Raw genomic sequence first — 13090 nt, forward strand, 5'->3', positions numbered from 1 at the left:
TGTTCTACTCGAATTCGGAGAACAGCGCCGATTCGCAGGCGAGTTCAGCCGCCGGACGGACGGGCTTCCATACGCGGCCGTGCCATGTGGCGGAGGCCGCACCGGAGGTCAGACGGGCGTCGTGCCGCCGGGTGGAGTTCGTCCCGTTGACGCAGCGCCTCGGGTCGGGCCGGTTGGTACGGCGTTCGATGTGGTTTCGGGGCATGAGCTTCTCCTAGCCTTGAGTTCCTTGTTCGACTACTGGGCGGATTCTCCAACAATCGAATATCTATTCGGAATTGTCGAATGGATGACCCAGTGACTCTCGTCCCAACGGACTAGCCGGATCGGGATGCTCGAAGATTGGCAGGCCGATCGCGTCGCGCCAAGTGGCAAGCGTTAGGCGAACGTTAAATGCCGCTCGACGGGATGTGCCATGCTTCTCCTCCGATGCGCGCGGATCAACCGAGAACGGGAAGAAGGTGAGATGTCATGGAGCTCCGGTTACTGGGTCCGGTGACAGTCCTCAGGGCAGGCCGGGTCGTCGAGGTGAGGTCGCGAAAGGCCCTGGAGTTGCTGGTCGTTCTCCTTGTCTCGCCCGGCCTTCGTGCGTCCCACGACGAGATCATGCGTTACCTATGGCCCCAGGAGCCGTTGAGTCCGAATCGAATTCGGCAGACTTTCCACCAGCTTCGGAAGTCTGTGCCAGAAATTTGCCCCGAGAGCAATGAGAGGGGGTTTTGTGGAGTTTATGTCGAGTCGAAAGAGGTTGATTACCTGCGTTTCCGTGGATTACTGCGGACGGCGGACTCCACACGCGAATCCTCGGTGCGTCTCGAATCACTTCGCGACGCCATAGGGGAGTGGCGCGGGATGCTCTTCGATGGGATGCAAGGGGTTGCTTTCGATCGGAGACGGCATGAACTGATGGGGGAGCTCCGGGAGGCCACGACCGCCTGTGTCCAGACGGAACTGGAGTGCGTTCAGCTGCGGGCCGCCCTCGACCGGGTCGACTCTGCCTTGGTGCACTGGCCGACGAGTGACGCATTGCTTGAACTCAAGGTGTGCGCACTGCGTACGCTCGGCAGGGAGGTCGAGATTCCACCGCTTTTGGCAGAGTGGGAGCGGGAATGCGGCCGCTCCACCGCGCACCTCCTGCTCGCGGGCACGACAGGTGAATACGACCAGGGGACTGCCGTCTCCCTCCGCGCCATGACCCCGCCGAGGCCCCGTCAGCTTCCGCTCGTGTCGGTCTCGCTGGTGGGGCGCCGCCGGCAGCGCGACCGGATGACCGAGGTTCTTCTGGGGCGATCCCCGGAGCGGTCCCGGTTGGTCGCCCTGTCGGGACTGCCCGGCGTCGGGAAGTCCGCGCTCGCCGTTGAGGTCGCGGTGGCGCTCGACCAGTACTTCGCCGACGGCATCCTGCACGTTGATCTTGGAGGGGTCGCTCCTGAGGGCCTTCTGAGCCACGAGCACATCATCGCCCGGCTTTTGAACGATCTTGGCGTGCGCCCGGCCACGCCGACGCCGGACGGCATGCTGTCCGCGTACCGCACTGCGCTTGCGGACCGTTCGGTTCTCTTGATCCTGGACAACGCGCGGGACGAGGCGCACGTCCGCCGTCTGCTCCCCCCAGCCGGCGCCAGCGCGACGATCGTCACCGGCCGCCGCCACCTCGACGGGCTGGAGATCCGGGAGCACGCTGAACTCATCCCTCTCGAGCCACTGAATCGTACAGACGCTGCCGCACTCCTTGGCAAGCGGCTCGGCGAGGACCGCATGCGCACAGCCGCTCCCTTCGTGCCCGACATCGTGGAACATTGTTCCGGGCTTCCGCTGGCGCTCGGAATCATGGCCGCGCGCATCAAACGGCGCCCATGGGCATTGCCGGACATTGTGCGCGAACTGCGAGTGGAAAGCACTCGGCTGCGCTCACTCGACCTGGGCTCCGAGGATCTGAGCGTACGTCTGTCGCTCGACGCTTCCCGCCGGCAGCTCTCCGCGCCGGCGGCAAGACTGCTCGAACGGCTGGCGATCCATCCGGGGCCGACGATCAGTTGGGCGGCACTGCGGGCGATCGAGCCCGAGGACAGTCCTCACGTCAGTAATGCGGTCGACGAGCTTCTAGGGATGAGCCTGGCGCTCGAACCCTCGATTGAGCGGTACGCCCTGCATGATCTGGTCCGGGTCTACGCCGAGGCGCTGACCCGCGAGTGGGCCGAAGCCGAGCGTATTCGCGTAGTGAAGCGAGTGCTGCATTACCTGTTGCACCAGGCATGGGCCTGCGACCGGCGGCTGGAGCCCGGGCGGCGGTTGCCGATCGGCCAGCCCGGCACACTCGTAGTCATGGACCCGGCTGACGCGACGGCGGCGATGAGGTGGTTCGAGGCGGAGTACTCGACGCTGACCGCAGCCGTCGGGCTGGCCCAGCGGCACGGACTCGACCGCTTCACATGGTTGTTGTCGATGACCCTGGTCACCTTCCAGTGGCGGTCCGATCGTCATCTGGACGCGCTCGCCGGTCTCCATCGCGCTCTCCCCGCGGCGACACGGGAGTCCGGTCCGGCCGACGTGGCCATGGTGCGCCGGATGCTCGCCGGGACCCATCGAGCCCTGGGCAACGTCGAGGCTGCCGTGCGGGAGCTGAACGGCGCAGTGCGGATCAGTGGCGACGACGGAGACACGCTGGGAGCCGCCCTGGGGCGCCATACCCTTGGGGTTCTGCTCCAGGAGAGTGGTGCTCCCGATGAGGCGCTGGATCACTTCGGTGCGGCCCTGCCCGCCTTCGAAGAACTCCAGGACGTCCTTGGGCAGGCGGCCGTACTGAGCGGCATCGGGAGCGCGCGGTACGACCTCGGGCAGTACGAGGAGGCGGCCGAGTGCTGCTTGCGGGCCCTGTCCCTGCTGACAGACACCGGCGATATCAACGGTCAGGCGCACGCGCACTTCAGTCTGGGCCGCATCCGGATGGCACGGGAAGATCCCGAAGCCGCTGTCGTCGAGTTGGTGCGTGCCCGCGTGTTGTACCGGTCGCTGACCTATGGCAGCAGGGAGGCCCGGACGCTGGTGTGGCTCGCGAAGGCGCTCAACGCTGCGGGAAGGACGGCCGAGTCGGCTGAGGCGATAGGGCAGGCCGCGGCTGTACTGAGGAGGGCGGGGGAGAGGGACCTCGACACGGCCCTCGACCGGCTTGCCCGCCTTCCGTGACAGGTTTGATTGGCATCCGGCATCCGGCATCCGGCAAACGGGCGGAGCCTGAGCCGAGGTAAGAGGGGCCGGCTCGCGCACTCCGGTCACTTGCGCGGTGCGATCGAACCGCACACCGCCTTCATTCGCTCGGCCTCACTCCGGTTGACCCACTCTGCGGTACGGCGCTGCACCACGGGGCCGGAACGCAATATTTCCGGCCCGGACCAGTGCCGGTCCGCCACCTGGCGCCAGTGCCGCCAGCTCATCAAACTGGGTGTTCGCCCCCATTCGCGGCTGGAGGTCGCAGGGCAACCGCTCACGAATCACCCATGTACTCGGTCAAAGTTATCGCGGACGGCGAGAGTGCAGCCCGAGGTCGGTGAGAGGGAAAGCCAGCTTACACTCATCGCTCACATTATTGCCTTGTGCGGCTTCGCTGTGTTGATGCTGGCCCTCTGGTTCGGGGGCGGTACGGCAGACGCCGGTGACGCTTAGTTGACGCTCCAGGCCCATGACGACACGGGTGCAGCGTGCGCGCACCCGTCTGACCTGCGTTTTCTTTGATGGCTTGGAGTCGCACGTGTTTCCGATGACGCATCATGTAGAGTGCGTCCCGATTTTGGAGCCGGTGAAGTAGGGGCGGGGCGCTGAGCGGCTGATTTCCTTTCCGTGGCGCTTGGCGGGGCATCAGGGGGGCGTCCAGGTGTCTGGTGGAGGATGGATTTCGCCGATGAATGAGTTTCCCCTCTCGAAAGACACCTTGGGGAGCTTGACGCTGGGGAGAGTGGTTCCCCATGACCGCTGGGCCCTGTATGCGGCAACCGAGGGTGTTTTCGCCAAAGGCTCCACTCCGCAAGGCGATGTCTTGCTCACTCGCGGGCCTGGAGTCGGTAGGAATATCGAGGAAATCGCGAACGGTGCGGAGCGTTGGTCCATTTCTTTGCGCGGGGAACCGAGGCTTGTCATCAACAAGCTGGGTACCCCGGGGTATTTCGCGCAGAGAAGCCTCTCCCAAGGTGTGGAGGGGCATCTGGACGGCATCCCGTTCCATGCTGCCGCCAGGTCCGCGATGCGCCCATCGCGCCGTTACGTCGCGTTGGAGGGCGACTCGATCGGCGTACGCTTCATCGCTCGCCGGATCAGGCCGAGGCTCATCGAGCGTGGCGAGGAGGCGGGCGTCGTGACGGGGCGGTACTGGGATCTGAGGAGCCCTTCGGAGCAGGCGGTTCTCGCCGCCTGCCTCTTCGAGTGGGCTGGATGGGACCACTTCCTGAGGACGCCGGTGGTCCGGCAGATGTAGATCGGAACGCGTGGCTCACGCCGGTTGCTCTGGGCCGTCCTCCTGTCCCGAACTCCCCGAAGGGTCTCGGGGGCTCGAGAGTCTGATGCTCATTGTCGGTCAGGGCCCGTGCTGGGTGTCGATCTCGGTGATCAGGGTTTCGATGAGGGCCTTGATCTCGTCGCGGATCGGGCGGACCGCTTCTACGCCCTGGCCGGCCGGGTCCTCCAGGGGCCAGTCGAGGTACTTCTTGCCGGGGAAGACGGGGCAGGTGTCGCCGCAGCCCATGGTGATGACGTAGTCCGAGGTCTGGACGGCTTCGGTGGTCAGGGGCTTGGGGTGGTGGGTGGAGATGTCGATGCCGGCTTCGGCCATGGCTTCTACGGCGGCCGGGTTGAGGTGGTCGGCCGGGAGTGAGCCGGCGGAGCGGACCTCGATGCGGTCGCCGGCCAGGTGGTGGAGGAATCCGGCGGCCATCTGGGAGCGGCCCGCGTTGTGGACGCAGACGAAGAGGACGGAGGCGAGCGGGGTGGTCATCGGTTCTTCCTCAGGGGGAGGGGAGGGTCGACTCCGGGTGGTATCAGTGGTGAGTGATGTGACAGTATCAGCGCATGATGACGTCAGTCGACGCTGACCTGATTCGGGTGCTGGCCGACCCCCTCAGGCTTCGGATCGTGACCCTGCTCGCCCGCGAGACGCTCTGCACCACCCACCTCGTGGAGGAGACGGGTGCCAAGCAGACGAATCTCTCGAACCATCTGAGGGTGCTGCGGGAGGCCGGGGTCGTGGAGACCGAGCCTTGTGGGCGGTTCACCTACTACCGGCTCAGGCCGGAGGTCATCGAAGGGCTGGCCGGTCAGTTCGTCGCGCTGGCCGCGACCGCCCGCGCTTCCGCCGACTCCAAGCGGGCCTGCCCGTGACCTCCACCGCCCCCAACGCCCCTGCGGCCGTTGTCGAGGACTCTTCGGTTGTCGCGAGGCTGTCGACGCTCGACCGTTTCCTCGCCGTCTGGATCCTCCTGGCCATGGCACTCGGCCTGGGTCTCGGGCGGCTGATCCCCGGGATGGGGGACGCCCTTGCCCGGGTCGAGATCGGTGGGATCTCCCTGCCGATCGGCGTCGGCCTGCTGATCATGATGTACCCGGTCCTCGCCAAGGTTCGGTACGACCAGCTCGACGCCATCACCGGCGACAAGAAGCTCATGGTGTCGTCGCTCGTCGTGAACTGGGTGCTCGGGCCTGCGGTGATGTTCGCGCTGGCCTGGGTCTTCCTGCCTGACCTGCCCGAGTACCGCACCGGCCTGATCATCGTCGGCCTGGCCCGCTGCATCGCCATGGTCATCATCTGGAACGACCTCGCCTGCGGCGACCGCGAAGCGGCAGCCGTCCTCGTCGCGCTGAACAGCGTCTTCCAGGTCGTCGCCTTCGGCCTGCTCGGCTGGTTCTACCTCGACATCCTCCCCGGCTGGCTCGGACTCGGAGACGGCGAGAGCCTCGACATCTCCATGGGGAAGATCGCGCTCAATGTCGTTATCTTCCTCGGCATCCCGTTGCTCGCCGGCTTCCTGACCCGCCGCGTCGGCGAGAGGAAGCTCGGCCGCGAGACGTACGAGACGAAGTTCCTGCCGAAGATCGGGCCGTGGGCGCTGTACGGCCTGCTCTTCACGATCGTCATCCTCTTCGCCCTCCAGGGGAAGACGATCACCTCGCAGCCCCTGGACGTCGTGCGGATCGCGCTGCCTCTGCTCGTGTACTTCGCGGTGATGTGGTTCGGGACCTTCCTGCTCGGCAAGGCGATCGGCCTGCACTACGACCGCACCGCCACCCTCGCCTTCACCGCCGCCGGCAACAACTTCGAGCTCGCCATCGCGGTTGCCATCGCCACCTTCGGCGTCACCAGCGGGCAGGCGCTCTCGGGTGTCGTCGGGCCTCTCATCGAGGTGCCTGTTTTGGTCGGGCTGGTGTACGTGTCGCTGGCCTGGCGCAAGAAGTTCGCATGACGGGGGCGCTCGATGTCGTCGTCATCGGTGGCGGTCAAGCCGGGCTCAGTGCTGGGTACCACCTGCGCCGCCTCGGCCTCGACTTCGTCGTCCTCGACGCCCAGGCCACCCCGGGCGGTGCCTGGCAGCACGTCTGGGACTCCCTCCGCCTCTTCTCGCCGGCCGCGTACTCCTCCCTGCCCGGCCGGCTCATGCCGCCGCAGCCGGGCGAGACGTACCCGGACGCCGCGCATGTCGTCTCGTACCTCTCAGATTACGAGCAGCGGTACGAGCTTCCCGTCGTCCGGCCCGTGCGCGTCGTGGCCGTTCGTCGGGATGACGAGTTTCTCCGGGTGGAGGCGGATGGGGGTGCCTGGCGGGCGCGGGCGGTGATCAGCGCGACCGGTACCTGGTGGCGGCCGTTCGTTCCCTCGGTTCCCGGGCGTACGGAGTTCCAGGGCGCCCAGCTCCACACGGTGGAGTACCGCGGGCCGGCGGACTTCGCCGGGCGGCGCGTGATCGTCGTCGGCGGCGGCAACTCCGGCGCCCAGATCGCTGCCGACCTCGCGTGCGACACCGAACTGACGCAACTGACGCAGCTGACGGAACTGGCGTGGGTGACCCTGCGGGAACCTCGCTACCTCGCCGACGACATCGACGGCCGGGCCCTCTTCGACCTCGCCACCGCCCGCCGCCGCGCCCTCGACGAGGGCCGTACGGACACGGGAGGCGTCGCGTCGCTCGGTGACATCGTCGCCGTCCCGCCCGTACGCGCCGCCCGCGACGCCGGACTCCTCAAGGCCCAGCCGATGTTCACGCGCCTGACCGCGACCGGGGTGGAGTGGGCCGACGGCACCCGCGCGGCGGCGGACGCGATCGTCTGGTGCACCGGCTTCCGCCCGGCCCTGTCCCATCTCGCGCCGCTCGGGCTGCGCGGTCCGCGCGGCCGTATCGCCATGGCGGCGGGCAGCATCCAAGCCCTCGCCGAACCCCGCCTGCACCTTCTCGGATACGGCGACTGGACCGGCCCCGCGTCCGCCACCCTCATCGGCGTCGGCCGCCCCGCCCGCGACGCCGCCCGCGCGATCGCGGAGCGGTTGAGGCGGCCTGCCGCCGGTTCGTGAGGCGTCGGTCCTTGAGGCGTCGATTTGTGACGGTCAGTCTGTGGCGGCCTTGGTGAGGAGTGCGCCCATGGCGGCTATGACGGCGGGCTCGACCCGGTAGTAGACCCAGGTGCCGCGCCGCTCGGAGGAGAGGAGTCCGGCCTCCTTCAGCTTCTTCAGGTGGTGGGAGACCGTGGGCTGGGAGACGCCGACGTCGGAGATGTCGCACACGCACGCCTCGCCGCCCTCGTGCGAGGCGACCGCCGAGAACAGGCGCAGCCGGACCGGATCGCCCAGCGCCTTGAACATGACGGAGGTCCGTTCGGCCTCCTCGGCCGTCAGCGGGCGCTCCGCGAGGGGCGGGCAGCACGCCTCGACAGGGGGTTCCACGAGCGGCAGCACCTTCGCATTCGACATATGTCTATGTTGACACACGTCGAACTAGGCAGTCTTGGTTAGATGAATGTCTATGTTGACGTTTGTCGATGCAGGGTGTCATGCTGGGGGTGGAGAGATCGACGGATGTCGAAATATGAGGGGAACCGTCATGAATGCCGCCGCCGCCACCGCCACCGGCCCCGATACCGCCACCGCCACTGATGCCGCCTCCGTCGAGCGGCTGCCCGTCGTGGTCATCGGGGCGGGGTCCGTCGGTCTGGCCGCCGCCGCCCACCTCGTCGGCCGAGGGCTGGAGCCGCTGGTCCTGGAGGCCGGGGCGCGGGCGGCCGCGGCGGTACGGGAGTGGGCGCACGTGCGGCTCTTCTCCCCGTGGGGCGAGGTCACCGACCCGGCCGCCGAGAAGCTCCTGGCCCCGAGCGGCTGGGTGCGGCCGGACTCGGGTACGTACCCGACGGGTGGTGAGTGGGTGGACGGCTACCTCCAGCCGCTCGCCGACGTTCTCGGCGACAAGGTGCGCGTGGGTGCCCGGGTCACCGGCGTCTCCCGCGCGGGCCGCGACCGGATCGTCGACGCCGACCGTGAGGGTCGGCCGTTCACTGTCCATGTCACGTACGCCGGTGGCCGCGAGGAGCGGATCCTCGCCCGCGCCGTCATCGACGCCTCCGGTACGTGGTCGAGCCCCGGCCCCGCCGGCGGCGACGGCCTGGCCGCACTCGGCGAGCGCGCGGCGGCCGACCGGATCTCCTACCGCGTCCCCGACCTCAAGGACCCCTCCGTACGGGCCCGTTACGCCGGGAAGCGTACGGCCGTCATCGGCTCCGGTGCCTCCGCCTTCACGGCGCTCGCGGCCCTCGCCGACCTCGCGAGGTCCGAAGCAGGTGAAGACAGCACAAGGGCTGACACGCGCGCCACCTGGATCCTCCGGCGTGGCATCTCCGGCTCCACGTTCGGCGGTGGCGCCGCCGACCAGCTCCCCGCGCGCGGCGCCCTCGGTCTCGCCGCCAAGGCCGCGGTCGACGAGGGGCACGCGGACGCCGTCACCGGCTTCCGTACGGACGCGATCGAGCGCGATGCCGAGGGGTGCCTGGTCCTGATCGCGGAGGACGGCCGCCGCCTCGAACCGGTCGACGAGGTCATCGTCCTGACGGGCTTCCGCCCCGACCTGTCCTTCCTCGACGAGCTCCGCCTCGGCCTGGACGAGCGCCTCCAGGCGCCGGTCGCGCTGGCCCCGCTCATCGACCCCAACCAGCACTCCTGCGGCACCGTCTACCCGCACGGTGTGAAGGAGCTGTCGCACCCGGAGGAGGGTGTCTACCTTGTCGGCATGAAGTCCTACGGCCGCGCGCCGACGTTCCTCGCCCTCACCGGCTACGAGCAGGTTCGCTCCGTCGTCGCCGCGCTCGCCGGGGACCACGAGTCCGCCGAGCGCGTCGAACTCGTCCTCCCGGAGACCGGCGTCTGCGGCGGCGCCGGACTCTTCGACCAGACGGCCACCGCTACCGACGCCAACACCACGGTGGACGGTGGCGGTTGCTGTACAACCGCCACCGCGCTCATCCCGATAGGCACCTCGGCACCGGCCTCCTCCTCCTGCGGCTCGTGACCGACCTCGACACGCGCCTGGGCGGGGCCGCGACCGGAGCGGGGGAGCGGTCGCGGCCCCGGGCCGTCCTGCCCGCGCTGTGCGCGACGCAGATCACGAGCTGGGGCATCGTCTACTACGCCTTCCCCGTCCTGAACCCGCAGATCACCGCCGACACCGGCTGGTCCGCCGGTGTCACGATGGCGGCGTTCTCGCTCGCCCTGGTGGTCTCCGGCATCGTCGGGATCCGCGTCGGCAGGATCATCGACCACCGCGGTCCCCGTGCGGTCATGACCGCCGGCTCGGCCGTCGGCACGGCGAGCCTGGTGATCGTGGCGATGGCCCCGAACCTGCCGGTGTTCTTCGCCGGGTGGCTGCTGGCGGGGTTCGCCATGGCCGCCACCTTCTACCAGCCCGCCTTCGCAGCCCTCACCCGATGGTTCGCCCCCGACCACGTCCGCGCCCTCACCATCGTCACGCTCGCCGGTGGCCTCGCCTCCACGGTCTTCGCCCCGCTCACCGCCGCCCTCGCCGACCACCTGACCTGGCGCGCCACCTACCTCGTGCTCGCCGGGATCCTCGCCGCCGTCACGATCCCCGCCCACGCCCTCGCGCTGCGGGCCCCCTGGCCCCCGGCTCCGCCCACGCCCGCCGACACGGACGCGACGCCCCACGAGGTCGTCCGCAGCAGGCCGTTCGTGCTTCTCGCGGTCGCGTTCACGCTCTCGGCGTTCGCGATGTACGCCGTCGTCGTCACCCTCGTCCCGCTCCTCGTCGAACGCGGCTACAGCACGTCCCAGGCGGCCTGGGCCCTCGGCCTCGGCGGCGCCGGCCAGACCCTCGGCCGTACTCTCTACGCCCCGCTCGCCCGGCACACCGGCACCACCACCCGCACGGTGGTCCTCGTCGCGCTCGGCGGGCTGACCACGGCCGCCCTCGCCCTCACCCCCGGCCCGTACGGTCTGCTGATCGCCGTCTCGGTCGTGGCCGGCATGGTGCGGGGCAACCTCACCCTCCTCCAGGCCACCGCCATCACCGACCGCTGGGGCTCCCGGCACTACGGCAAGCTCTCGGGGATCCTCAGCGCTCCCGCCATGACCGCATCCGCCCTCGCACCCTTCGCCGCCGCCCTCCTCGCCCCGCCGCTGGGCGGCTACCCAGGGCTCTTCGCCGTACTGGCAGCCCTCGGCGGAGCCGCGGCGCTCGTCGCCCTCGGCTCGTCCGTCAGTCGGTCAGTCAGTCAGACAGTCGGTTCGGATGGAGCGCGGCGCAGGCCGTGGCGAGGTGGTCGAGCAGGGGAGCGGTGGAGGGGTGGGGGTCGCGGCGAGGCGTGATCGCGTAGATGCCCCGGGTCGGGGGATCCACGAGGCCCACCGTGGTCACATCGGGCCGCAGGGCGCGGACCAGGACCCCGGGGATCAGCGCGATGGCGTGACCGGTCGCGACCAGGGCCAGCTTGCCGGGTAGATCGGCCGCGGTGAGGTCGATACGCGCGGTGAGCCCGGCCCGGGCGGCGTGCCGGCGCAGGAGGGCCGCCGAGCCGTCGTCGTCCTCGGCCCAGGACTGGTCGGCCAGGGCCCGCATGGGCACGGGGCCGTGCCCGGCCTGCGGATGGCCGACGGGCAGGGCGACGACCATCTCGTCGAGCCCGAGGAAGCGGCGTTCGACGCGTGGCTCCTGGGGCAGGCCGGGCGGCGCGTCGGTGACGACCGCGATGTCGAGATCGCCGGAGGCCACCCGGTGATGCAGGGGCGCGCTCAGACCGGGAAGCAGGCTCCATCGGAGGGATCCTGGCTGGGGCTGGGGCTGGGGCTGGGGCTGGGGCTGGGGCTGGGGGTGGGGGTGTGTCGGGGGTTGAGCCTGTAGCTGTGTCAGGAGAGCGCGGATCGCTTCGGGGACGATTCCTGCGGCCAGGGAGGGTGTGGCGCCGACGGCCAGCGGTCGGTCGAACGCCCCGTCGCGGACTGCCTGTACGGCGCGGATCGCGCGGTCGGCCTCGTCGAGGGTGGCCAGGGCGTGGCGCCGGAACACCTCGCCGGCGGGCGTGGGACGGACGCCGCGCGCGTGGCGCTCCATCAGTGGCACGCCGAGCTGCCGCTCCAGTCCGGCGATCTGTCGGGAGACGGCCGACTGCGTGTGATGGAGCTCGGCGGCCGCCGCCGACAGCGAACCGAGCCGGCACACGGTCACGAAGGTCCGCCACACCGTCAGTTCCATCGCGCCAGTATGCCTAGCGGGAGGGAGGCATGAGGTATGCGGTGTGCGCAGAGCTGCCCTGCGAGATCTGCGCTTGTCGCAGGTTTCGTGGTGCACCACCGTTGTGCGTATGACCGCAACCACAACCACAACCACAACCCGCAGGATCGCCGTCCTCGGCCTGGGACGTATGGGCGACGCGATAGCGGCACGCCTCGCCGCGCAGAATCCGGGCCAGGGCCAGAGCCAGGGGCAGGGTGGGAAGGAGGGTTGGGATGTCGTCGGTTGGACACGCTCCGGGCGTGCGTCTCGCGCCGTCAAGACGGTCGGCGACCCGAAGGAGGCGGTGGCGGGGGCCGATGTCGTGGTGCTGGCGTTGTTCGACGGTCCGGCCTGCCGGCAGGTGCTGGACGCCGTCCGTGACGCGCTGCGGCCGGACGCGGTGGTGCTGAACACCGGCACGATCGCCCCCGCCGAGGCGTCCGAGCTGGCCCGGCGCCTGGGCTCGTCCTACGTCCACGCGCCCGTACTGGGCTCCGTGGCCGCCGTCGCCGCAGGTGCCCTGAAGATTCTGGCTGCCGCCGCCGAACCGGACACGCTCGACCGGGTCCGGCCGGTGCTGGACGCGCTGGGCACCGTACGCCCGGTGTCCGATGCCTCCACCGCCGCCGCACTCAAACTCCTCGCCAACAACAGCCTCGCCGGCGCCGTCCTCGCCCTGCGCGACGCCCTGCAACAGGGCGACGCCCTCGGCCTGCCCCGTAACCAGGTCCTGGCCATCCTCGAACTCGGCCAGCTCGGCGCGCTCGTGTCCCGTAAACGGCCCTTCCTTGCCCACGACCGGCGGCGACCGAACGCCGACCCCGCCACAGCCACTCCCGCCGCCGAGTTCACGATCGGCGCGCTGGCCAAGGACATGGCGCTGCTCGCCGACGCCTCGGACATCCCCGTACGCAACGCCGTCGGTCTGATCAGTACTCCCGCCGGCCCGGAGGCGGACATCGCCGTCGCCGCAACCGTCCCCGCCGTGGACGACGCCGTCCTCGCACCGCTCCGGGCGTACGTCCGTGGGCATGCCACCGGCGACCCCGTCCACTTCCGCGACGCCTTCCTCCCGACCGCCCACATCGAAGGGGTGCGGGACTCCGCCTTCGTGTCCTGGCCCCTGGACGAGTACTGCGCCCTCTTCCCCGGCCGACCGGCCCCCGACGAACCGGCCCGGTCCCGTCGCATCGACTCCGTGGACGTCCACGGCACCGTGGCGACCGCCACCATGACGCTCGTCCACGGCCCGGACACCTTCACCGACGTCTTCCTGCTCGTCCGAGGCACCGACGACACCTGGCGCATCGCGAACAAGGCGTACCACCGCCATTCTTGAGGGA

12 protein-coding genes are annotated in these 13090 nt (G+C 69.6%); 8 read left to right on the top strand and 4 right to left on the bottom strand.

The window, feature by feature from the left end; genetic code table 11:
- Window positions 1–4: 4 nt before the first annotated feature.
- Window positions 5–205, bottom strand: coding sequence for a hypothetical protein (locus ACFXMG_RS18880; RefSeq protein WP_383819262.1), 201 nt, complete (start codon window positions 203–205; stop codon window positions 5–7).
- Window positions 206–606: 401 nt separating this feature from the next.
- Here ACFXMG_RS18880 and ACFXMG_RS18885 point away from each other — a divergent pair, with 401 nt between their 5' ends.
- Both ACFXMG_RS18885 and ACFXMG_RS18890 read left to right on the top strand, forming a co-directional pair.
- On the top strand, window positions 607–3186 hold the full coding sequence (locus ACFXMG_RS18885) for an ATP-binding protein (RefSeq protein WP_383819330.1): 2580 nt from the start codon (window positions 607–609) through the stop codon (window positions 3184–3186).
- Window positions 3187–3898: 712 nt separating this feature from the next.
- A complete protein-coding gene (locus ACFXMG_RS18890; protein WP_383819264.1) occupies window positions 3899–4468 on the top strand; it encodes a hypothetical protein in 570 nt (189 codons plus the stop codon).
- Between the two features lie 99 nt (window positions 4469–4567).
- On the opposite strand, the gene ACFXMG_RS18895 is transcribed toward ACFXMG_RS18890, so the two are convergent.
- A complete protein-coding gene (locus tag ACFXMG_RS18895; RefSeq protein WP_383819266.1) occupies window positions 4568–4984 on the bottom strand; it encodes an arsenate reductase ArsC in 417 nt (138 codons plus the stop codon).
- A 74-nt stretch (window positions 4985–5058) separates the two neighbouring features.
- Between ACFXMG_RS18895 and ACFXMG_RS18900 the strand changes: the two genes are divergently transcribed.
- The 3 genes from ACFXMG_RS18900 to ACFXMG_RS18910 are packed head-to-tail and all read left to right on the top strand — an operon-like array spanning window position 5059 to window position 7549.
- Window positions 5059–5367 carry an ArsR/SmtB family transcription factor gene (locus tag ACFXMG_RS18900; protein WP_383819268.1) on the top strand — a complete coding sequence of 103 codons (309 nt, stop codon included), beginning with the start codon at window positions 5059–5061 and terminating at the stop codon, window positions 5365–5367.
- Window positions 5364–6446 carry an ACR3 family arsenite efflux transporter gene (gene arsB, locus ACFXMG_RS18905; protein ID WP_383819269.1) on the top strand — a complete coding sequence of 361 codons (1083 nt, stop codon included), beginning with the start codon at window positions 5364–5366 and terminating at the stop codon, window positions 6444–6446. The genes ACFXMG_RS18900 and arsB overlap by 4 nt, the downstream gene beginning before the upstream one ends.
- Complete coding sequence (locus tag ACFXMG_RS18910; protein ID WP_383819271.1) at window positions 6443–7549, top strand: ArsO family NAD(P)H-dependent flavin-containing monooxygenase; 1107 nt, start codon at window positions 6443–6445, stop codon at window positions 7547–7549. The genes arsB and ACFXMG_RS18910 overlap by 4 nt, the downstream gene beginning before the upstream one ends.
- 33 nt (window positions 7550–7582) lie before the next feature.
- On the opposite strand, the gene ACFXMG_RS18915 is transcribed toward ACFXMG_RS18910, so the two are convergent.
- The gene (locus ACFXMG_RS18915; protein WP_383819272.1) at window positions 7583–7945 is read right to left on the bottom strand and encodes an ArsR/SmtB family transcription factor; all 363 of its coding nucleotides are present in this window, start codon (window positions 7943–7945) and stop codon (window positions 7583–7585) included.
- Window positions 7946–8075: 130 nt separating this feature from the next.
- Between ACFXMG_RS18915 and ACFXMG_RS18920 the strand changes: the two genes are divergently transcribed.
- Entirely contained in the window at window positions 8076–9530 is a 1455-nt protein-coding gene (locus ACFXMG_RS18920; RefSeq protein WP_383819273.1) for an FAD-dependent oxidoreductase, read from the top strand.
- A complete protein-coding gene (locus ACFXMG_RS18925) occupies window positions 9527–10843 on the top strand; it encodes an MFS transporter (RefSeq protein ID WP_383819275.1) in 1317 nt (438 codons plus the stop codon). Before ACFXMG_RS18920 ends, ACFXMG_RS18925 begins: the two co-directional genes overlap by 4 nt.
- Here the strand turns inward: ACFXMG_RS18925 and ACFXMG_RS18930 are convergent.
- Complete coding sequence (locus tag ACFXMG_RS18930) at window positions 10746–11726, bottom strand: LysR family transcriptional regulator (RefSeq protein WP_383819277.1); 981 nt, start codon at window positions 11724–11726, stop codon at window positions 10746–10748. The genes ACFXMG_RS18925 and ACFXMG_RS18930 overlap by 98 nt on opposite strands.
- A gap of 109 nt (window positions 11727–11835) precedes the next feature.
- Between ACFXMG_RS18930 and ACFXMG_RS18935 the strand changes: the two genes are divergently transcribed.
- Window positions 11836–13086 carry a nuclear transport factor 2 family protein gene (locus ACFXMG_RS18935; protein ID WP_383819279.1) on the top strand — a complete coding sequence of 417 codons (1251 nt, stop codon included), beginning with the start codon at window positions 11836–11838 and terminating at the stop codon, window positions 13084–13086.
- Window positions 13087–13090 lie beyond the last annotated feature (4 nt).

Source organism: Streptomyces sp. NPDC059201 (assembly GCF_042754585.1).
In the GTDB taxonomy this organism is placed as follows: domain Bacteria; phylum Actinomycetota; class Actinomycetes; order Streptomycetales; family Streptomycetaceae; genus Streptomyces.